The following is a 21,242-nucleotide window of genomic DNA, read 5'->3' on the forward strand; positions in this document are numbered from 1 at the left end:
CCATGATGCGCTACCTTCGATATGCTTTTCTCGCGGTCCTCGGGATTGTCTTGATTTCAGTCTCTCTGGCCAACCGCGAAGCGGTTGAGCTGACGCTTATTCCCTCGGCTATTGCCGATTTGCTTGGCTTCAACTTCAGCGCTTCCTTGCCGCTGTTCGTGGTGGTTCTGGGTGGCATCGTCGCTGGCCTGGTCATTGGCTTTCTTTGGGAATGGCTGCGCGAGCACAAGCACCGCCGCGATGCTACCGCCAGTAAAGGTGAAGTGCGCAAACTTGAGCGTGAGGTCAAGAAGCTCAAGAAAGCGCAGAACGAAGGACAGGACGAAGTTCTCGCCCTGTTGGATGAGGCCAGCTGAGGCCCGGAATGTCGGATGTATCGGTTAAAATCTGCGGCCTGACTGCACCAGATCACGTGCGCGCAGCAGCTGATGCGGGTGCACGGTATCTTGGTTTCAACTTCTTTCCGAAATCGCCTCGATATGTTTCGCCTCAACAGGCAGCAGCTTTGTTCGAGCAAGTCCCCGTTGGGGTTGCAAAGGTCGCCTTGGTTGTGAACGCCACGGATGAGTTGTTGGACAGTATCACCGCAGCCGCACCTTTTGACATGTTGCAGCTGCATGGCTCAGAATCTGTCGAGCGGGTGCAGGAAATCAAGGCGCGCTATGGGTTGCCTGTTATCAAGGTGGTTGGTGTTGCAGATGCCGAAGACCTGGCCGCCATTGATACTTATAGCGATGTTGCCGATCAGTTGCTGATAGATGCCAAGGCGCCAAAGAGCTCGATTCTGCCGGGCGGAAACGGGCTGGCGTTTGACTGGCGTTTGCTGGCTGGGCGCAAATACTGGCGCAAGCCCTGGATGCTGGCCGGTGGGTTGAACCCCGGCAATGTGGCCGAGGCCATCCGTATGACGGGCGCGCGTCAGGTCGATGTCGCCTCGGGCGTGGAAAGTGCACCGGGCATCAAGGATGCCGCGATGGTTCGTGCGTTTGTAGACGCTGCAATTCGGGCCGGCTGAGGTATCACATCTAAGGATTCCCATGTGCGTTTTGCCATGGCAAATCCCGCCGCTACCTCCTATGAACAACGGGTACGACGATGGAGACACCCATGGCCAACGATCTTTTCAATTCCTTCATGTCCGGCCCAGACGAGCAGGGCCGATTCGGCATTTTCGGCGGGCGTTTTGTCAGCGAAACGCTGATGCCGCTGATCCTGGCGCTGGAAGAGGAATATGAAAAGGCCAAGGACGATGCCACATTTTGGGCCGAGATGGACGATCTGTGGGCTAACTATGTGGGACGCCCCTCACCATTATATTATGCCGAGCGCCTGACCGAGCATCTGGGTGGCGCCAAAATCTATCTGAAGCGCGATGAGCTGAACCACACCGGCGCGCACAAGATCAATAACGTATTGGGCCAGATCATTCTGGCGCGGCGCATGGGCAAGACCCGGATCATTGCCGAGACCGGCGCCGGACAGCATGGCGTGGCCACAGCCACCGTTTGCGCCAAGTTCGGTTTGAAATGCGTGGTCTATATGGGCGCGCATGATGTGCAGCGACAGGCCCCGAACGTGTTCCGCATGCGCCTGCTGGGGGCCGAAGTGATCCCTGTGACGTCAGGTCGTGGCACATTGAAAGACGCGATGAACGATGCGTTACGTGACTGGGTGACCAACGTGCGCGATACGTTCTATTGCATCGGTACTGTTGCTGGCCCGCACCCGTATCCGGCGATGGTGCGCGACTTTCAGTCGATCATCGGCAAGGAAGCCAAGGAACAGATGCACAAGGCTGAGGGCCGTTTACCCGACACGCTCATCGCCGCCATCGGTGGTGGATCGAACGCAATGGGTCTGTTCTACCCGTTCCTGGATGATAAATCCGTCAACATCATCGGTGTCGAAGCCGGTGGTAAGGGCGTGAACGACAAGATGGAACATTGCGCTTCGCTGACCGGCGGCCGCCCCGGTGTTCTGCATGGCAACCGCACCTATCTGCTGCAGGATGATGACGGGCAAATCCTCGAAGGATACTCGATCTCGGCTGGTCTGGATTACCCGGGCATTGGCCCTGAACATTCATGGCTGAATGATATCGGCCGCGCGCAATATGTGTCGATCACCGACAAAGAGGCGCTTGAGGCGTTCCAGCTTTGCTGTGCAACCGAAGGCATCATCCCGGCGCTTGAACCTAGCCATGCGCTGGCTCATGTGATGAAGATCGCGCCGGATCTGCCCAAGGATCACCTGATCTGCATGAATATGTGTGGACGTGGTGACAAGGATGTTCAGACCGTGGCGAAATATCTGAACTTCGACATGTCGGATACCGAAGGTCGCAGCGCCGATTGACCAGGCGGTAAAATTTGAAATTTCTGACAAAAGCTGTGTGCCTTTGAACGGTGTGCAGCTTTGGTTTCCAGCCTGCGGCTTTTCGAATGTTGCGCAGCTGGGTAATTTTGTTGCGCACCCGCCACAGGTGCATTTCCACCTCTCAGAATATCATTGAGCGAATCCTGCCCCTTCGCCTAAACCCGCCGTTACCGGTCAAAACGGGCCGGACCCTAGCGAGCAGAGGTGATCACTCTCTCGGTGCGGACGGCGCTGCCGAAACCGTATGCCAGGGCCGAAACCGGGGATTGGTACATGCTTTGTAGCTCAGGTGGAAGAGCGGCAGATGGCAAATCTGTGAGCGGAGGTTCGACTCCTTCCAAAGCTCCAAATGTAGCTCATTCTGGTTAGAGCAATCGACTGTTAATCGATGTGTAGCGGGTTCGAGTCCCGCCATTTGAACAAACGCTGTTAGGTCAGCACCGGCCTTCAACGCCGGTCCGTGAAAACGGTCCAAATCATTAAGGTCCGGGTGTTCCCCAGCAGGGGTGGCACCGCGCTACGTCAGGCTTCGGCCGGGCGGGGCAGGGGTCTTCGCTGCTCTGGTCTTGAGCCGGAAGGCAGATGACGGTGTCGCTGGATTGGCGCCCTGCTTGATCCCTTGGGAACAGGCGGCGCATTGGTCCCGCGCCCCTCTCTCTGACCCTCTCGCAAAAGGACACGGCGCGGGGGATGCCCGGGTCTTTCACAGCCTTCATCCGAAGGCTTCACACCTGTCACCCAATCGGGGTGCAACCCACTGAAAACATGAAAAGGAGTTCGCTTTTGCGACGACGATAGAGCGAGACGAAAAGGAGAAATGAAATGACACTATTCCAAGATCTGATCGACCGGCTGACCGGTCATCAACGGCTGACCCTGACCGAGACCCAGCGGATGCTGGTTTTGCGCAAGGGGGTAATTGACACCATCCTCGGCCCCGGGAAACACCGGCTGCCACGCAGGGATGTGCTGACCGAGCTGCACGATCTGGAGGCTCTCTTTTTCGTGTCGCCCTATGAGCGGGCGCTGATGCAGAACCGGCCCGAACTGACCGAGGCGCACCTGACCGAGTTTCGGGCAGGGCCCGACGAGGTTCTGGTTCTGCTTCGGGATGGCGTGCCCGCTCGAGTGCTGATTCCCGAAGTACGGGCGCTAGTTTGGAAGGATGCGGGCCCCTGGGCCGTTGAGCAACACGCGCTGACCGAGTCCATGGTTGTGCCCAAAGCGGTCGCGCAGCGGCTGGTTCGGGTGGGGCTGCAGATCCACTTGACGCGGGTCGAGATTGCCGAAGGGCATGTCGGTTTGCTGACCGTGGATGGCGTGCTGGTGGATCGGCTGAACCCCGGCGCGCATGCCTTCTGGAAGGTGGGCCGGAACGTCGAGGTCAAGCAGATCGACCTGCGGCAACGAACCCATGAGGTAACGGGTCAAGAGATACTGACCAAGGACCGGGTGACCATCCGGGTTAACCTCAGCGCCGATTACCGGGTCGTCGATCCGGTCAAGGCGGTGGGGGCGGTGAAGGATTTTGATCAGGCCCTGCACCGGGCCCTGCAACTGGCGTTCCGGAAGACCCTTGGGTCGATGACGCTTGACCGGCTACTTGCCGAGAAGGTGGGCGTTGACACCGAGGCTGCGGATCGGGTGCGGACACAAATGGCCGGGATCGGCATCGAAGTGGGTGAGATCGCGTTGAAAGACGTCATCCTGCCCGGCGAGATGCGCGAAATCCTGACCGCCGTAGTCGCTGCCGAGAAACAGGCCGAGGCCAACGTCATCCGGCGGAGGGAAGAAACCAACGCCACGCGGTCTTTGCTGAACACCGCGAAAGTGATGGCGGAAAACCCGGTGATGCTGCGACTGAAAGAGCTGGAAGCGCTGGAAACCATCGCCGGCAAGGTCGAGCGGCTGACGGTTCATAACGGAACCGAGGGCCTGATGTCTGACCTTGTGAAATTGCGGGATTGATCCCGAATAAGGGCCGGTCCGGGTGATCCCGGGCCGGTCTGCCTAGTCCTGAACCGCGTGTTGGTTGAGAATGCGCAGAGGCACGATGTCCAGCGCCCGTTGATGTGTCGCCTCAAGATGAACCTTGGGCGCGCATCCTTCGTCATGGGCTTGCAGGAAGCGACCCGCACATAGACACCAGCTGTCACCGGCACGCAGCCCGGGAAAATTATACTCGGGGCGCGGCGTGCTGAGGTCATTGCCGACATATTTCGAATAGGCCAGAAACTCGACCGTCATTACCGCGCAAACCGTGTGGCTGCCCTGATCCTCGGGGCAGGTATTGCAGGCGCCATCGCGAAAGAACCCGGTCAGCGGATCGCGGGAGCAAGGGGCGAGCACGCCCCCCAGAACATTTATGCTTTCCTGTTTCTGCATAAGAGCATCTTACAGGCTTTGCGCAATCTTGCGGAACATTTCTATGTTGATCTCATTCACGCCAGGGTCTCGAAACTTGCGATCGGCTCCGGTGGACACGATCAGCACCCCGCGCGGCTGGTCGAAATAGATATACTGACCATAGACGCCGCGGGCCATGAACTCGCCCTCATGCGCGCCCACGGGAATCCACCACTGATATCCATAGCCGATCTTGCCCGATGCGGTCGGGGCACTGGGCAGGACCGAAGCGGCGATCCATTCGGCCGGTACCAGTTGCTGCCCATCATGAACCCCGTTTTGCAGGATCATCTGACCGAAACGCGCATAGTCGCGGGTGGTGAAATTCAAGCCGCCCAGAACAAAGGCAACTCCGGCCCCGTCGGTCACGTAATAGCCATCCCGCTCCAGCCCAAGCGGCTGTACAATGCGCTCTGTAAGCAGTTCGGCCACGCTGCGACCGGTTGCTCCTCGGACCACCATACCGATAACATGGGTGTCGATTGACACGTATTTCCAGGTTTCTCCGGGTGTTGCGAAACTGTCCTGCAGCGAGGCGGCAAAATCGTCCAGTTCTCGGCCTAAGGCGACCACTCGACCCATCCGGTTGATGTCAGAATTGTAATCCAGATAATCCTCGTTGAAGGTCACACCGCTGGCCATGTTCAACACGTTGCGGATCGTCGTACCATCATAGGCCGTGCCTTGCAGTTTGGGTACGTATTGCACGACAGGATCGTCCAATGAGGCGATTGCGCCTTCGTCCAGCAATATGCCGAACAATGCAGAAAGATAGCTTTTGGCAACCGACCACGAAATGCGTCGATCGTCTGGTGTGGTGCCCAGATAGTATTCCTCAAACCGGATCTGCCCGCCCTGCATCACAAGCAAGGATGTGACCGACCGGTCTTCGATCCATTGATCCGTGCCTGCTGGCAGGTCAAACCCGGGCCCGTAAGGCAATTCCCATGTGGCCCCATCCCCGCGCGGCAAGTTGACGGTTTTGAAAGCTGCATCCATATGCGAGAAATTGTGAACGATCTTTTCGGGGGAAAACAATGAGTTCACCGCCATCAAGCGTTGTATTTCCTCGCGTTTCCAGAACCCGACAACGGCGGCTGCCAGCACAAGCATCAGCGCGATACGCAGCACCCATTTAAACAAAGCTCTCATTTGTCGCCTCCCATGATTGCCGGTATTGGAGCCTGCCCGGGAAAATTCCGCAATCCGGACGTAGGGGCAACGGCAAGGGCGCTATTTGAACTTGTCCATCAGCTTCTGCATGGCTGACCTGCTGTCCTCGGCGGGTTCGGTAATGGTCTGGGCCGTTGGTTTTGGGTGCTCGGACGGTGACTTGGACGAACGCGGCGGTGCCGTTCGCAGGGCAACGGCGTTCATGAACTTACCGCCATCGCCATTGGCCAGGTGTCTTGCGCCATCTGCAACGCCGCGCAGGACATCTTCCAACCAGTCGCTGTCAGCCTTTGCGAAATCGCCCAAGACATATGGCGAAACCAATTCTTTCCGCCCGGGATGGCCGATCCCAAGGCGCACCCGATCATAGGCTGGGCTGATATGTTCGTGGACCGACCGAAGCCCGTTGTGACCGGCATGGCCTCCGCCTGCCTTGACGCGGACCTTACCCGGCGCCAGATCCAATTCATCATGCAGGACAGTGACGTCGGTCGAATCCAACTTGTAAAACCGCATGGCCTCGCCCACCGATTGACCGGACCGGTTCATGAAGGTCTGAGGCTTGATAAGCAAAACCTTTTCTTGACCCAGCCGCCCTTCGGCGATTTCGGCCTGAAATTTGGATTTCCAAGGACCAAAGCCGCAATCCTCGGCGATCCGGTCAACGGCCATAAAGCCAATATTGTGCCGGTTTCGAGCATATTTTGATCCGGGATTTCCCAGGCCGACAAACAGCTTCATCGTCATGTCCTTGTCTCAAGCGCGATATCGCAACTGGTTGATGGCACGGATTGGGGCCGATTTTCCAGCCCAACGGGCAAAAGAAAACGGGACCCCAATGGGGCCCCGTCACAAAAACCGAAACTTTGGATCCGGCCTTATTCTTCTTCGCTTCCGACGACTTCGACTTCATCGGGTGCAACATCACCCTCTTCGCCCTCTTCGTCATCGCTTGTAGCCAGGCCGGTTGGGGCCGAGATGTTGGCGATCACAAAGTCACGGTCGATGGTCGGCTTGGTGCCAGCAGGCAGATCGACCGACGAGATGGTGACAACGTCGTTGATGTTCAGACCGGTCAGATCAACGGTGATCTTCTCAGGAATCTCACCAGCGGTACACATCAGCTCGACCTCAGGACGGACAACGGTCAGAACGCCGCCTTTCTTGATGCCGGGGGCCTCTTCCTCGTTGATGAAATCAACCGGAATAAACAGTGCGATCTTGGTGGTCCGACGCAGGCGCATCAGGTCCAGGTGGGTCGGCAGGTCTTTGACAACGTCACGCTGAACGTCGCGGCAGATGACGCGAACGTCTTCCTGGCCTTCAACCTTCAGGTTCCACAATGTCGACTTGAACCGGCCCGCTTTCAGGCGCTTGAACAGTTCGTTGAACGGGATCTGGATCGGCAGCGGCTCTTTGTCGCCACCAAAAACAATGCCCGGAACCATGCCGTCGCGGCGTGCCTGACGAGCGGCGCCCTTGCCTGTCCCCGTCCGTTCCAGAGCTACGAGATCAGGAATCTCTCCAGCCATGATATTTCTCCAATGTTAGGGCGGGTATCCTCCAAGGCTGTATACCCGCGTGAAGCCGCGTCCTTAGCTTGATTCATTGAGTTTGGAAAGGGGTTTTTGCAGCTCGTCTATTTTACGAGGCTCCGTCTCGCGCTCCGAAGTATTTTCGGCCAGATGGAGCAAGGAATCCTTTCTTCAACTGGCTCTAAATATATCGGGCGAGGCGGCCAAAGGGCGACTGGGGTAGAGCCCCATGCGCGCGATCAATCTGTCCAGCTCCCTCCGAAGTCTTTCGGGACAAGCAAATTGTGCCGGCCCAGATCGCTCAAATTGCGTTCACCGCAAAGCGCCATGGTCGTATCAAGTTCTTTCTGAATGATCTCAAGTGCCGTGGTCACGCCTTTCTGGCCCATTGCGCCAAGACCGTAAACAAAGGCGCGCCCGATAAAGGTGCCCTTCGCGCCAAGTGCCAGTGCTTTCAGAACGTCCTGGCCAGATCGGATGCCGCTGTCCAGATGCACCTCGATATCATTGCCGACGGCGTCCATGATCTCGGGCAGGACGCGAATGGAGCTGAGCGCCCCGTCCAGCTGGCGACCTCCGTGGTTCGAAACCACGATGGCATCGGCGCCCAGCTTGGCGGCCATCTTGGCATCCTCGGAATCCAGGATACCCTTGAGGATCACCTTGCCGCCCCATTGGTTCATCAGCTTTTCAACCTTGCCCCAATCCAGGCTGGGGTCGAATTGTTCGGCCGTCCATGTGCCCAGCGATCTTGTATCAGTGATATTATCAACATGGCCAACAATATTGCCGAAGTTCCGCCGTTTGGCGCCTAACATTTCGATGCCCCAGGCCCATTTTGTCATCAGATTGGCGATGGTCGTGGGGGTCAGCTTTGGCGGCGCGGACAGACCATTCTTTAGGTCCTTGTGGCGCTGCCCGAGTATTTGCAAGTCCAGGGTGATCACAAGGGCCGAACATTTTGCATCCTTGGCGCGTTGGATCAGCCGAGAGACATAGTCCTGATCCTTCATGGTGTAGAGTTGGAACCAGAAGGGCGCAGTGGTGTTCTCGGCCACCTCCTCGATAGAATTGATTGACATCGTGGACAGGGTAAAGGGGACGCCAAAAGCCTCGGCTGCTTTGGCGGCTTTGATCTCACCATCCGCGTGCTGCATGCCGGTCAGGCCTATGGGGGCAAGGGCAACAGGCATGGCAACGTCTTGCCCGATCATCTGTGACGCAGTCGTGCGCCCGGTCATATCAACTGCAACCCGCTGTCGCAGGCGGATATCTTTGAAATCCGAGCTGTTTTCGCGAAAGGTCTGCTCGGTCCAGCTACCGCTTTCGGCATAGTCAAAGAACATGCGCGGGACGCGTCGTTCATAGATGCGTTTGAGGTCTTGGATACTGGTGATAACGGGCATGAGATGCGGCCTTCGAAGGATTGGTCCTTTTTCCTTACCAATTTTTTGGGGGTCCCGCAACGGCGCGAATTGCACTTTGTCAGGCCGCAAAAGAAAAACCGCAGCCGGGTTGCGCCGACTGCGGTCAAGATCATGAATCTGGTAGGTGGATCAGGCCGAATGCGCCCCATCTGCCAGCGATTTCACAAAACTCAGAACCTCATCAACTGGTTTTCCGGCGGCGATCTGACTGACAATGGCCGAACCGACCACGGCGCCGTCAGCAACGCTTGCGATGGCTCGTGATTTTTCAGGAGTGTTGATGCCAAAGCCCACGATCACCGGCAGGTCCGTGGCGGATTTGATCCGAGAGACCTCGGGGCCCACATTCGTCGCCTGAGCTTCGGCAGCGCCCGTGATCCCGGTGATCGAAACGTAATACACAAATCCCGAAGTGTTCTGAAGAACGCGCGGAAGCCGTTTGTCATCCGTTGTCGGCGTGGCGAGGCGGATAAAGTTCAATCCAGCCGCCTGTGCAGGCAGACAAAGTTCGTCATCTTCTTCGGGGGGCAGGTCAACGACGATCAGGCCGTCGATGCCAGCCTCAGTAGCGTCCGCCAGAAACCTTTCCACACCGCGGCTGTAGATGGGATTGTAATACCCCATTAGCACAATAGGCGTTGTATCATCCGTTTCCCGAAAAGCACGTGCAAGATCCAGTGTGCGTTGCAAGGTCATCCCGCCCTCTAGGGCGCGTTGTCCTGCTGCCTGGATGGTCGGGCCATCCGCCATCGGGTCGGTGAACGGCAGCCCAAGTTCGATCACGTCGACACCGGCACCGGGCAAGCCCCTGACGATCTCAAGCGAGGTGTCGAAATCGGGGTCACCGGCCATGATGTAGGATACGAAGGCCTTTTTGCCCTCGGCCTTGAGGGCGGCGAACTTGGCGTCGATACGGGTCATCTGCGGTCCTTGCATACGGATTTGAACCTGATGTGCAGAAACTTTGCACGGAAATCAATCCCGCCGCGCCAGATTGCTTCAGAACCCGTAGTGATAACGCATGAACACTGAGTTGACGCCGGGATTGAAACTGTCCGTGCTCGCGTTCGAAATATGGGTGATGGCCAGCGAGAGCTTGTTTCCGTTTTCCAGGGCATATCCAATTCCGAAAAGGCTGCGGATCTGGAAATTTCCGCCGAGATCATTGTCATCATTTGAGGCGTTGTAGTAACCAGGCATCACGCTGGCCTCTGCAAACCACCGATCAGAGATCGTATAGAGACCGACCAAACCGGCGCCAATATGCGTGTCGGCATCTGCATCCACCGTCAGGGCCACACCCCAGCCAGCACTGAGGCGCGTGGCTTCGTGAAACGGGCTGTGCTGATATTCCAGTGACACGACCGCCTGATCATTGCTGCTGGTGTGGGTGAAATCCGCATATCCTGCTCCCAATACGATGGACTGCCCGTGTGCCATGGTCGTGGTGGCCAGCAAAGTGCTCATTAAGAAAAGTGTTTTCATCTCGGTACTTCTTGGTTTTCTCAACTCCCTGTCAGTTGGTGACGTGGCAGTGGCAAAATCAAGTATTCGAAGTACACGTTTGATTAACAGATAAGTGATGTTGCAACTGGGACTCGACCTGTTGCCGCCGTCCGGGTTGCGCATTTGCCCGGACGTGAATAGAAGACGCCGTCGTATCGCTTCAGGAGGCCGAGATGGGCTTTAAAATGGGAATCGTGGGTTTGCCGAATGTGGGCAAGTCGACTCTCTTCAATGCGCTGACCAAGACAGCGGCTGCTCAGGCGGCGAATTTCCCGTTCTGCACCATTGAACCCAATGTGGGCGATGTGGCGGTGCCCGATGACCGGCTGGACAAGCTGGCGGCGATTGCAAGTTCAAAGCAGATCATCCCGACGCGAATGACGTTTGTGGATATCGCGGGCCTGGTAAAGGGCGCGTCAAAGGGCGAGGGGTTGGGCAACCAGTTTCTGGCCAACATCCGTGAGACTGACGCCATCGCTCATGTGTTGCGCTGCTTCGAAGATGGTGATGTGACCCATGTCGATGGCCGCGTCGATCCCGTGGCGGATGCCGATACGATTGAGACCGAACTGATGCTGGCCGATCTGGAAAGCATCGAAAAGCGCCGTGCCAATCTGGTGCGCAAGCTGAAGGGCAACGACAAAGAGGCACAGCAACAGGAACGTTTGCTTGCCGAAGCGCAGGCCATGCTGGAAGACGGCAAACCCGCGCGTCTGGTCGAAGTTAGCGACGAAGACGATAAGGCGTGGAAAATGCTGCAACTGCTGACCACCAAACCGGTTCTCTATGTCTGCAATGTCTCGGAAGAAGAGGCCGCCGAGGGCAATGAATATTCAGCCCGTGTGGCTGAAATGGCCGCAGCGCAAGGCAACTCGCACGTCATTATCAGTGCCAAGATCGAAGAAGAGATTAGCCTGCTGGAAGAGGACGAAGCGCAGATGTTCCTCGAGGAAATGGGGCTGGAAGAGCCAGGTCTCGACCGTCTGATCCGCGCAGGCTACGACCTGCTGAAGCTGGAAACCTATTTCACCGTCGGCCCGAAAGAAGCCCGTGCCTGGACCATCCGCACCGGCACCGCCGCGCCGCAGGCTGCTGGCGTCATCCATGGCGATTTCGAAAAGGGTTTCATCCGTGCTGAAACGATCGCCTATGACGACTATGTTTCGGCAAACGGAGAGCAAGGCGCCAAAGAGGCAGGCAAGATGCGCGCCGAAGGCAAGGGCTATGTCGTCAAGGATGGCGATGTGATGCACTTCTTGTTTAATACCTAAGCGCCTTGGCATTGCGAACTGCAGAAAAGTCAGATGCGTCCAGTATCGCTGCCATCTCGATTGAGGTTTGGATCGGAACCTACCTCAAACATGGTGTCAGTGGGATTTTTGCAGATTTCGCCTTGTCGGAATTTACGCCAGGCAAAATCCTAGAGCAGATTCAAAACCCGGATGAGTTCATTCTGGTGTCCGACAATGGCGCAGGGATCGACGGGTTCATCCGTGTTTCCCCTGCACGCAGCGCCCCTGTTTCCGGGTGGTGGGGCATGGAGATATCGACATTCTACGTCCAGCCGCGCCATCACGGAAAAGGCATCGGAAGTCGTCTTTTGGCAGCCGCGCTGGATCATTGCCGGGATCAGGGGGCAGACGTGGTCTGGCTGATGACCAATGCTGAGAACACCTCGGCCATCAAGTTCTATCTGGCCAAGGGTTTTGAGTTCATTGGAGAGACCCACTTTCAGATCGACGATCAGAAGTATTTGAACAACGTCTATGCGTTGCACTTTTCCTGATCAGGGAAAGAGGCCCCTTTCCAGACCAAATATTCTGTAAGATGGTCTTCTTTCCTTCTGCTTCAAGCGTTCATGCGCTTTGTGGCATCTTCCAGAATGAGGTCCGCGCCGCGCGCGGCCAGCATCATCACAGGCGCATTGGTGTTGCCTGAGGTGATGCTTGGAAACGAAGACGCGTCGACCACCCTAAGGCCTGCCACCCCATGCACCCGCAGTCGAGAATCCAGAACTGAATCCTGTTCCGATGTCCCCATGCGACATGTACAGCTTGGATGAAATATAGTTCCGGCGTTGGCGCGGAAATTCTCTAACATCTGGTCGTCATTCATCCGCGTAACATCTGGTTCTATCCTGGTCCGCGTAACACTGCGGATCGCCTCAGTCTGCGCCAGTTTCTGTAACACCCGACCCGCTTTGATAGCCATGTCGCAGTCATGGTTTGTGGAGAGAGAGTTCGGTTGGATGGCGGGTGAATCCATGGGATCTGCCGAACGGATGTTGATCTCCCCTCTGCTTGTCGGCCTGCAGGGCTGGGCGCACAGAAGAAAGCCTGCTTCGGTATCAACGCCCGGCTGTCCTTTGGTGTCGGTCTTATAGGACATCGGATTGCAATAGATTTGCATATCAGCAAATTCGGCGGTTTCGTCCGAACGCACAAAGCCGCTGACCTGGTTGACGGGGACGCTGAGTGGCCCGCTGCGGGTCAACATATAACGAATACCGGACAACATCTGTCCCAACCGATTGCCAAGCGTATTATTCAATGTCGGCTCGGTCGCATGAAAGAAATGGGATATGCCAAGATGATCCTGCAATCCCTGTCCAACCTGCGACAGGTTATGGCGCACTTTGATGCCGTGCCTTTTCAATAGGTTCGCAGGCCCGATCCCCGAAAGCTGCAAGAGCTGTGGCGAGTTTACGGCTCCCGCAGACAGGATGACTTCACGGATCGCGAAGGACGTAACCACCTGACCCCCAACGTGATAGCGGACACCGGTGGCTTTGCCCTGATCCAGAATGACGTTCTGCACCAGAGCATTGGATACCACCCGCAGATTGCCGCGTTTCAGAGCAGGGCGCAGGAACGCAGCAGCGGATGACCAGCGGCGGCCGTTTTTGACGGTGCTGCGCAGGTTCATCATCCCTTCGGCGTCCTGACCGTTCAGATTGTCAGAAATATGCCAGCCCATCTGCCGTGAGGCCTCCAGAAAGTGGCGCGAAAACGGGTGCATGCCCTCACTGACATCGCTTACCACGAGAGGGCCGCCCTCGGAGGAAGGTGTTTGGCCTCTTTCGACATGGGTTTCGATCGCCTCATATGCCTGGCGAACTGTTTCCCAGTTCCAACCCTCTGCGCCTGCCTTGGCCCAGTCATCAAAATCATGCGAGAGGCCTCGCAAATATGCCATGGCGTTGATCGAGCTTGATCCGCCAATAACCCGCCCGCGCGGCCAATAGGCCTGACGGTTGTTCAACCCGGGATCAGCCTGGGCAGAGTAACACCAGTTCACCTTGGGATCGTTGAAGGTTTTGCCGTATCCCAGCGGTACATTGATCCAGAAACGGCGATCGGTTCCGCCGGCTTCTATCAGCAACACTTTATGGCTGCCACACGCGCTCAGCTTGTTTGCCAGCACGCAGCCGGCAGATCCGGCGCCCACGATGATATAGTCGAAGGTCTGCGTCATCTCGAACCGTTTTGGGTAATAGGCTCCATGATTTGCACGCAAAGATTGTCAATTCAAACAATGTATATTACCCATTAGGCATAATTTTCATTGAAGGTAAGAAATGGCGAAACTGCCCCATGTCACCTGGTTGCGGGCTTTTGAAGTTGCCGCGCGTCACAACAGTTTCTCTGCGGCAGCAGAGGAGCTGGGGCTGACATCAGCGGCCGTCAGTCAGCAGATACGGTTGTTAGAGAAGCATCTAAACGTATCCCTGTTCGAACGCTTGCCGCGCGGGGTTGCCCTGACCGAAATCGGGCGGGCCTATGCGATGCCGGTTCAAAAGACGTTTTCCGAGTTAAGAGACGCAACCAGCGGCCTTTTCACCAATTCCCGCAGGCGGGTGGTCAAAATACGGGCCTCCATCTCATGTGCGGGGCTGGTAATCGCACCAAGACTGGCTGAGTTTGAAGACCTGCACCCCGACATCAAAGTGGACCTCTCAACCTTCGTCTGGGCGAACCGGTTTGGAGAGGAAGAAAGCGATATTGATATCCGGTTCGGCTATGGTGACTGGGATGACGGGATCGTCTCGCATCTGGGCCATGAATGTGCGGTGCCGGTCTGCCATCCCGATTATGCGGCATCTTTTGGCGCAGATCTGAGCATTCAAAATCTGGCTCAGGGCCGGGTCGTCACAATCAAAGGGTCTGAGAATGACTGGATGAGATTGTCCGATCAATACACGCTCAATTTGGGCGCGCCCTCCAGAACGCTTCGAATGGATTCGTCACTTTTGGCCTTGCAGGCCGTCACGGCGGGGCAGGGTGCGGCCATGGTATTAGAGAGCTTTGCCCATGAGTACATTAAGCAGGGTCTGCTGGTGGCACCCTTTGATTTCCGCCTGCCCATTCAACCTTCGCATTATCTGGTTAAACGCAAAGGCGCTGAAGACCGCATCGAGGTACAGGTTTTCGCAAGTTGGGTGACGTCACTCTATTAGCGGGCTATTCCAGCGATACCCATAGCACACGGGCATCTTCGGTACTGGTTGAAATACAGCCGTGCCCCATTCCACTGTCATAATAGAGCGAGTCCCCGGCTTTCATCGGCAGCGGACGGTAGTGTTCCGACACAAAAGTCAGCTCTCCGCTGAGGACAAACATGAACTCTTCTCCAGAATGGCGAATCCAGTTTTCAAATTCGGAAATGTCGCGCGCCTTGATTGTCGCGATATAGGGCAGCATCCGTTTGCTGGTCAGCTCTGAACACAGCAACTCATGGATATATGTGGAGGTGTCCTTGATCTCACCGTCGCCCTTGGGCGTATAATCGCGACGGCCTGATATACCCGATTGACCGGACTGTAGAAACAGCTGCGGTGTACTGAGGTCAAGCGCCTGTGTGAGCCGCCGAACAATATCAAAGCTGGGCTTTGTCTGGTTGTTTTCGATTTTTGACAGGGTTGATCGACCGATCCCGGCAGCACGACCGGCTTCTTCCAATGTCCAGCCTTTTGCACGGCGCGCGTCGCGGATCGAGCGGCCCAGAGCCATACCCTCGTCCTGATCGTCCATTCCGGAAACATCCGTTAAATTCTCTTCTGCCACGTGAAATCCCCCTGTTTTATCGATGCTTGCATAATTTCCAATCAAAATCAAATTCACCATTGTAAGAAAAATGTTGCCTTAAGGATGAAAATTCCACTATAGGAAACAAAGTTTCGCAATTTGGATTCGGAACCGTGGGAGGAGACCATGTTTAAAACGTCGCTGGCTGAGGCCGATCCGGTAATCTCTGCGTCGATTTCCCGTGAGGGTGCCCGTCAGGCGGATCAGATCGAACTGATCGCATCTGAAAACATCGTCTCGCAGGCGGTGATTGATGCGCAGGGGTCTGTGCTGACCAACAAATACGCCGAAGGGTATCCCGGTCGCCGGTATTACGGTGGCTGCGAATATGTCGACGAGGTCGAATCCGAAGCTATCGAGCGGTTGAAGAAACTGTTTGGGTGCGAATACGCAAACGTACAACCTCATTCCGGTGCTCAGGCGAATGGAGCGGTCAAGCTGGCGCTGCTTAGCCCCGGTGACACGATATTGGGAATGTCGCTGGATGCTGGCGGGCACCTGACCCACGGCGCGAAACCCGCGCAATCGGGCAAATGGTTCCGTCCGGTGCAATACGGTCTGAACGATGCCGGGCTGATTGATTATGATCAGGTCGAGGCATTGGCAGAAGCTGAGAAGCCCAAGCTGATCATCGCGGGCGCATCGGCCTATTCGCAGAAAATCGACTTTGCGCGCTTTCGGGCAATCGCTGACAAGGTTGGGGCCTGGCTGCTGGCAGATATGGCGCATATCGCGGGGCTGGTGGCGACTGGGCTGCATCCGTCTCCTGTTGGGCACGCTCATGTGGTGACGTCGACCACTCATAAGACCCTACGTGGACCACGCGGCGGGATCATCCTGACCAATGATGAAACACTGGCCAAAAAGATCAACTCGGCTGTGTTTCCGGGTCTGCAGGGTGGCCCGCTGATGCATGTGATCGCGGGCAAGGCCGTAGCCTTTGGTGAAGCTTTGAAGCCTGAGTTCAAAACCTACATGCAGCGCGTAGTCGACAGCGCGGCGGCTTTGGCGAATGTGATGATGGCGCGAGGCTGTGACATCGTTTCTGGCGGAACCGAGAACCATCTGATGTTGGTCGATCTGCGCCCCATCGGCGTGACCGGCAAAGATGCCGAAGCCGCGCTTGAGCGTGCAGGTTTTACTTGCAACAAAAACAGTGTTCCCGGCGATCCGCAAAAGCCAACGATTACCAGTGGTATTCGTCTGGGCACCGCTGCCGGATGCAGCCGTGGATTTGGCCCCGAAGAGTTTACGACGATCGGTCATCTGATTGGCAACGTGCTGGACGCTTTGGCTCAGTCTTCTGACGGGGATGCGACCGTCGAAAAAGAAACTCGTGAAAAAGTCCGCGCCCTGTGCGCGAGCCATCAGATCTATTGAGGTTAAATCATGAGCACCTATGACCTGATCGTTATTGGCGGTGGCCCCGGCGGATATGTAGCGGCCATTCGTGCCGCTCAGCTGGGCATGAATGTCGCTTGCGTCGAGGGGCGGGGTGCTCTTGGCGGGACCTGTCTGAATGTGGGGTGCATACCCTCCAAAGCGTTGCTGACCTCCTCGGCCAAATATGCCGAGATCAGCCATCTCTCCTCCCATGGCATTGAGGTCGAGGGGGCCAGCATCGACATCGGCGCGATGATGGGGCGCAAGGACAAGATCGTTGGTGACCTGACCAAAGGGATCGGATTCCTGTTCAAAAAGAACGGTATCGACCTGATCGAAGGTTGGGCCAGTATTCCGGCTGCAGGGCAGGTTCAGATCGGCGACACGATCCATGAGGCAAAGAACATCCTGATCGCCACCGGGTCCGAGCCCACCTCGCTGCCGGGGATTGAGATTGACGAGCAAGATATCCTCAGCTCGACCGGGGCGATTGCGCTGGACACCGTGCCGGATCATCTGGTGGTGATCGGTGCCGGTGTCATCGGATTGGAACTGGGTCAGGTCTGGGCGCGTCTGGGTGCCAAAGTCACGGTGGTTGAATATCTCGACCGTGTTCTGCCCGGCATTGATGGAGAGATCGCCAAGCTGGCACAGCGCGCCCTGTCAAAGCGCGGGCTGAAATTCCAACTGGGCAGGGCGCTGAAATCGGTCGGGAAAACCGACGCGGGCCTGTCCCTGATCGTGGACCGAGTTGGCAAGGACAAGGAAGAAGTGATCGAGGCCGACAAGGTCCTGATCGCTGTAGGCCGCCGCCCTGTGACGCGCGGACTGGGGTTGGAAGATCTGGGCGTTGCCATCAACCAACGCGGTTTTATCGAGGTCGATGGAGCGTTCCAGACCTCGGCGCCCGGTATCTATGCGATTGGTGATTGTGTGCCCGGACCTATGCTGGCGCATAAGGCCGAAGAAGACGGCGTCGCCTGTGTCGAAATCCTGGCCGGTCAGGCCGGGCATGTGGATTACAACACCGTTCCGGGCGTGGTTTACACCGACCCCGAGGTCGCCTCGGTCGGTTTGACCGAGGAGGCGCTGAAAGAGGCTGGCACTGACTACGCGGTCGGCAAGTTCGCCTTCATGGCAAATTCGCGCGCGCGCTCGACCGGCGAAACTGACGGTGCGGTCAAGGTGCTGGCCGATCCCAGCGGCAAGATCCTCGGCGCGCATATCTGCGGCGCGCATGGCGGCGACCTGATTGCCGAGCTGGTTCTGGCCATGACTAAAGGCGCAACAGTTGCTGAAGTTGCCGCAACCTGTCATGCGCACCCTGCCATGGGCGAGGCGGTCAAAGAGGCCTGCCTTGACGCCCTGGGCCGTGCGATTCACGCTTAAAGAGGATCAGCCAGATGACCATCCAGCTTCGCCCTCGCCACCCGGAAAAAGCCAAAAAGGCTGACAGTGTCATTCCGCGTAAACCGAAATGGATTCGGAAGAAACGGGTTGAAAGCGCAGAGTATTACGAAACCCGCCGCCTGATGCGTGACCATAATCTGGCTACCGTTTGCGAAGAGGCTGCTTGCCCAAATATCGGCGAATGCTGGTCCAAGCGCCACGCCACCATGATGATCATGGGCGAGGTCTGTACCCGCGGCTGTTCCTTCTGCAACGTTGCCACTGGCCGCCCCGACGCTCTGGACCAGTTCGAACCCGGCCGTGTGGCCGTTGCGGTGAAAAAGCTGGGCCTGCGTCATGTCGTGATCACCTCGGTTGACCGGGATGATCTGGCTGATGGCGGCGCTGAACATATTGCCCAAACCATCCGTGCTGTGCGCCACCAGAATCCCGGCACAACGGTAGAAGTTCTGACCCCCGACTTTCTGGGCAAAGGGGACGCGGCCGATCTGGTATTTGCGGCCGCCCCCGACGTATTCAATCACAATCTCGAAACGGTTCCGCATCTGTATCCTACAGTGCGTCCGGGCGCGCGGTATTACACTTCGCTGCGTCTGTTGGACGATGCCAAGCGCGCCAACCCCGAGATCTTTACCAAATCCGGCCTGATGGTCGGGCTGGGTGAAAGCCTTGGCGATGTGCGGCAGGTGATGGATGACCTGCGCGCCGCGAATGTCGATTTTCTGACAGTGGGGCAATACCTGCAGCCGACCGCAAAACATCACCCGATTGACCGGTTCTGGACACCGGAAGAATTCGCCCAGCTTGAGCAGATCGCACGCTCAAAGGGCTTTCTGCACGTGTCAGCCACGCCGCTGACCCGTTCGTCGTTCCACGCGGACGAAGACTTTGCCGCCCTCAAGCAAGCTCGCCAACGGGCGATTGCTGCCGGGGCATAATCCAAACGCGCTAGGGAGGAATACCATGGAAGCGTTAAATTCAATCGTAGGGGCCATCAATGGCGTCGTGTGGGGGCCGCTGATGCTGGTCCTCATTCTTGGCGTTGGCTTCTTCCTGCAGGTGGGGCTGAAATTCATGCCGATCCTGCGTATCGGCACGGGCTTTAAGCTGCTGTTTGCTGGCCGCGAAGGCCAAGGTGATGGTCAGATCAGCCCGTTCAACGCGCTGATGACGTCGCTGTCGGCAACCATTGGTACCGGCAACATCGCCGGTGTGGCCACTGCTGTCTTCCTGGGCGGTCCGGGCGCTTTGTTCTGGATGTGGATGACCGCCCTGGTGGGCATGGCCACCAAATATGCCGAAGCTGTTCTGGCGGTTAAATACCGTGAAAAAGACGAGCTGGGCAATTTTGTCGGCGGCCCGATGTACTACATCAAAAACGGCCTCGGCGCGAAATGGGCCTGGCTGGGCGTTGCATTTGCCCTGTTCGGCGCAGTTGCAGCCTTTGGCATCGGAAACGGCGTGCAGGCCAACGGCGTGGCGCAGGTTCTGGAATCGAACTTCGGCGTGAACACTTCGGTCACCGGCGTTGTTCTGATGGTCCTGACCGCAGCCGTTATTCTGGGCGGCATCACCCGCATCGGTGCGGTTGCTGGTAAACTGGTTCCGGCCATGGCAATTGCATACATTGTTGCAGGCCTTTTGGTTCTGATCATCAATATCGGCGAGATCGGCAACGCGCTGTCACTGGTCTTCACCTACGCCTTCACGCCGTCCGCCGCCGAAGGTGGCTTTGCAGGTGCAGCCGTTTGGGCCGCCATCCGTTTTGGTGTGGCACGTGGTGTGTTCTCGAACGAAGCTGGTCTGGGTTCGGCTCCGATTGCTCACGCGGCAGCCGAGACCAAAGGTCCGGTCAACCAGGGCCTGATCGCGATGCTGGGTACGTTCATCGACACAATCATCGTGTGCTCGATCACCGGTCTGGCGATCATCTCCACAGGTGCATGGACCTCCGGTGAATCCGGTGCGGCCTTGACCTCGCTGGCATTCGCCACGTCGCTGCCGGGTGGCGGTGCTCTGATCGCAATCGCTCTGTCGATCTTCGCCTTCACAACCATCCTCGGCTGGTCGTTCTACGGCGAAAAATGCGTCGAGTTCCTTCTGGGTGTTAAATCCCTGATGCCGTACCGCGTTCTGTGGATTGTCGCGATCTACTTCGGCGCAACCGCAGATCTGGGCTTTGTCTGGCTGCTGGCGGATACGCTGAACGCCATGATGGCCATTCCGAACCTGATCGCCCTGGCCCTGCTGAGCCCGATCGTCTTCAAACTGACGAAAGAGTTCTTTGCCTCGGGCGGCAAATCCGAAGAGCCGGGCGGCACGCCTGCCGAATAATCCGGCCCTGAAGAATACGGGGGGCCATTCCGGCCCCCCGCACTTAAACAGAATTCCATATCTCGAGGAGAGACGTGATGGCCACGAAAATCCTACTGCCTATTGACCATACCGACGACCGCTCGTGGAAACTGGCCCTGCCGGTCGCACTGGAACAGGCGAAGTTCTACGGTGCCGAACTGCATGCGGTTGCCGTCATCCCCGAGATCATCCAATTGCCGAACCTGCCTGCCAACTACGGCGCTGGTGCCAAAGACCACGTGCGCAATGCGGTTCAGGCCATACTGGATCACGGCAACGCCTCTGACGTGCAAGTGCATGTCGAAGAAGGCAGCGTCTACCGCGAAATCCTGAAGCTGGCCTACAAGGACGGCTTTGATCTGATCGTCATGGCGTCGACCAAAGGCGATTTCCCGAATTATGAAATTGGCCCGAACCTGGCCCGTGTGGTGCGCAACGCGCATTGCACCGTCATGGTCGTTCGTGACCAATCTCGCTGATCGAAAGGCTAGAGATATGACCGATTTAAAACGCACGCCTTTGCATGGTTTGCATGTTGAGTTGGGAGGTAAGTTGGTTGATTTTGCTGGTTGGGAGATGCCTGTTCA

General features: G+C 57.1%; 21 protein-coding genes and 1 tRNA gene. 13 read left to right on the forward strand and 9 right to left on the reverse strand.

All coding sequences use genetic code 11. From position 1 onward, the window contains the following. Nucleotides 1-5 precede the first annotated feature (5 nt). From AC2FIP_RS20070 to AC2FIP_RS20090, 5 genes are all read left to right on the forward strand, one after another. On the forward strand, nt 6-356 hold the full coding sequence (locus tag AC2FIP_RS20070) for a lipopolysaccharide assembly protein LapA domain-containing protein (RefSeq protein ID WP_271951622.1): 351 nt from the start codon (nt 6-8) through the stop codon (nt 354-356). A gap of 8 nt (nt 357-364) precedes the next feature. After that, nucleotides 365-1,015 carry a phosphoribosylanthranilate isomerase gene (locus AC2FIP_RS20075; RefSeq protein ID WP_496787874.1) on the forward strand — a complete coding sequence of 217 codons (651 nt, stop codon included), beginning with the start codon at nt 365-367 and terminating at the stop codon, nt 1,013-1,015. A 92-nt stretch (nt 1,016-1,107) separates the two neighbouring features. Next, nucleotides 1,108-2,355: a tryptophan synthase subunit beta gene (gene trpB / locus AC2FIP_RS20080; protein ID WP_281973469.1), complete on the forward strand. Its 1,248-nt coding sequence runs from the start codon at nt 1,108-1,110 to the stop codon at nt 2,353-2,355. Between the two features lie 366 nt (nt 2,356-2,721). Then, nucleotides 2,722-2,796, forward strand: a tRNA-Asn gene (locus tag AC2FIP_RS20085). A gap of 402 nt (nt 2,797-3,198) precedes the next feature. Then, complete coding sequence (locus tag AC2FIP_RS20090; RefSeq protein WP_496787875.1) at nt 3,199-4,344, forward strand: slipin family protein; 1,146 nt, start codon at nt 3,199-3,201, stop codon at nt 4,342-4,344. A 42-nt stretch (nt 4,345-4,386) separates the two neighbouring features. Here the strand turns inward: AC2FIP_RS20090 and AC2FIP_RS20095 are convergent, their stop codons facing one another. The 7 genes from AC2FIP_RS20095 to AC2FIP_RS20125 form a co-directional block, all read right to left on the reverse strand. After that, nucleotides 4,387-4,761, reverse strand: coding sequence for a DUF2237 family protein (locus AC2FIP_RS20095; protein ID WP_496787877.1), 375 nt, complete (start codon nt 4,759-4,761; stop codon nt 4,387-4,389). 9 nt (nt 4,762-4,770) lie between these two features. After that, nucleotides 4,771-5,934 carry a serine hydrolase domain-containing protein gene (locus AC2FIP_RS20100; protein ID WP_496703561.1) on the reverse strand — a complete coding sequence of 388 codons (1,164 nt, stop codon included), beginning with the start codon at nt 5,932-5,934 and terminating at the stop codon, nt 4,771-4,773. 81 nt (nt 5,935-6,015) lie between these two features. Next, a complete protein-coding gene (gene pth / locus AC2FIP_RS20105; RefSeq protein ID WP_496787879.1) occupies nt 6,016-6,696 on the reverse strand; it encodes an aminoacyl-tRNA hydrolase in 681 nt (226 codons plus the stop codon). Nucleotides 6,697-6,833: 137 nt separating this feature from the next. Next, nucleotides 6,834-7,487, reverse strand: a complete 654-nt coding sequence (locus tag AC2FIP_RS20110; protein WP_142639464.1) for a 50S ribosomal protein L25/general stress protein Ctc — start codon at nt 7,485-7,487, stop codon at nt 6,834-6,836. 242 nt (nt 7,488-7,729) lie between these two features. Continuing rightward, nucleotides 7,730-8,896, reverse strand: a complete 1,167-nt coding sequence (locus tag AC2FIP_RS20115; protein WP_496787880.1) for an alpha-hydroxy acid oxidase — start codon at nt 8,894-8,896, stop codon at nt 7,730-7,732. Nucleotides 8,897-9,046: 150 nt separating this feature from the next. Next, nucleotides 9,047-9,838 (reverse strand): tryptophan synthase subunit alpha, encoded by a 792-nt coding sequence (gene trpA, locus AC2FIP_RS20120; protein WP_496787881.1) that lies wholly within the window; start codon nt 9,836-9,838, stop codon nt 9,047-9,049. Nucleotides 9,839-9,916: 78 nt separating this feature from the next. Beyond that, nucleotides 9,917-10,402 carry an acyloxyacyl hydrolase gene (locus AC2FIP_RS20125; protein WP_496787884.1) on the reverse strand — a complete coding sequence of 162 codons (486 nt, stop codon included), beginning with the start codon at nt 10,400-10,402 and terminating at the stop codon, nt 9,917-9,919. 194 nt (nt 10,403-10,596) lie between these two features. On the opposite strand from AC2FIP_RS20125, the gene ychF reads away from it, so the two are divergent. Both ychF and AC2FIP_RS20135 read left to right on the forward strand, forming a co-directional pair. Beyond that, entirely contained in the window at nt 10,597-11,694 is a 1,098-nt protein-coding gene (gene ychF / locus AC2FIP_RS20130; protein ID WP_281995894.1) for a redox-regulated ATPase YchF, read from the forward strand. A gap of 11 nt (nt 11,695-11,705) precedes the next feature. Further along, a complete protein-coding gene (locus AC2FIP_RS20135; protein ID WP_496787886.1) occupies nt 11,706-12,209 on the forward strand; it encodes a GNAT family N-acetyltransferase in 504 nt (167 codons plus the stop codon). 62 nt (nt 12,210-12,271) lie between these two features. Here AC2FIP_RS20135 and AC2FIP_RS20140 read toward each other — a convergent pair whose 3' ends face one another. After that, nucleotides 12,272-13,897 carry a GMC family oxidoreductase gene (locus AC2FIP_RS20140; RefSeq protein ID WP_496787888.1) on the reverse strand — a complete coding sequence of 542 codons (1,626 nt, stop codon included), beginning with the start codon at nt 13,895-13,897 and terminating at the stop codon, nt 12,272-12,274. Between the two features lie 103 nt (nt 13,898-14,000). Here AC2FIP_RS20140 and AC2FIP_RS20145 point away from each other — a divergent pair, with 103 nt between their 5' ends. Further along, nucleotides 14,001-14,879 carry a LysR substrate-binding domain-containing protein gene (locus AC2FIP_RS20145; protein WP_496787889.1) on the forward strand — a complete coding sequence of 293 codons (879 nt, stop codon included), beginning with the start codon at nt 14,001-14,003 and terminating at the stop codon, nt 14,877-14,879. A 4-nt stretch (nt 14,880-14,883) separates the two neighbouring features. Here AC2FIP_RS20145 and AC2FIP_RS20150 read toward each other — a convergent pair whose 3' ends face one another. Continuing rightward, nucleotides 14,884-15,453, reverse strand: a complete 570-nt coding sequence (locus AC2FIP_RS20150) for a helix-turn-helix domain-containing protein (protein ID WP_496698867.1) — start codon at nt 15,451-15,453, stop codon at nt 14,884-14,886. 180 nt (nt 15,454-15,633) lie between these two features. Here AC2FIP_RS20150 and glyA point away from each other — a divergent pair, with 180 nt between their 5' ends. The 5 genes from glyA (at nt 15,634) to AC2FIP_RS20175 (ending at nt 21,134) form a co-directional block, all read left to right on the forward strand. After that, the gene (gene glyA, locus AC2FIP_RS20155) at nt 15,634-16,887 is read left to right on the forward strand and encodes a serine hydroxymethyltransferase (RefSeq protein ID WP_496787892.1); all 1,254 of its coding nucleotides are present in this window, start codon (nt 15,634-15,636) and stop codon (nt 16,885-16,887) included. 9 nt (nt 16,888-16,896) lie between these two features. Beyond that, the gene (lpdA, locus tag AC2FIP_RS20160; protein ID WP_496787894.1) at nt 16,897-18,279 is read left to right on the forward strand and encodes a dihydrolipoyl dehydrogenase; all 1,383 of its coding nucleotides are present in this window, start codon (nt 16,897-16,899) and stop codon (nt 18,277-18,279) included. Nucleotides 18,280-18,293: 14 nt separating this feature from the next. Then, nucleotides 18,294-19,238 carry a lipoyl synthase gene (gene lipA, locus AC2FIP_RS20165; RefSeq protein WP_281995889.1) on the forward strand — a complete coding sequence of 315 codons (945 nt, stop codon included), beginning with the start codon at nt 18,294-18,296 and terminating at the stop codon, nt 19,236-19,238. Nucleotides 19,239-19,263: 25 nt separating this feature from the next. After that, on the forward strand, nt 19,264-20,634 hold the full coding sequence (locus tag AC2FIP_RS20170) for an alanine/glycine:cation symporter family protein (protein WP_496787896.1): 1,371 nt from the start codon (nt 19,264-19,266) through the stop codon (nt 20,632-20,634). Between the two features lie 77 nt (nt 20,635-20,711). After that, complete coding sequence (locus AC2FIP_RS20175) at nt 20,712-21,134, forward strand: universal stress protein (RefSeq protein ID WP_058273652.1); 423 nt, start codon at nt 20,712-20,714, stop codon at nt 21,132-21,134. Nucleotides 21,135-21,242 lie beyond the last annotated feature (108 nt).

Source organism: Ruegeria sp. CDSB114, assembly GCF_059611025.1.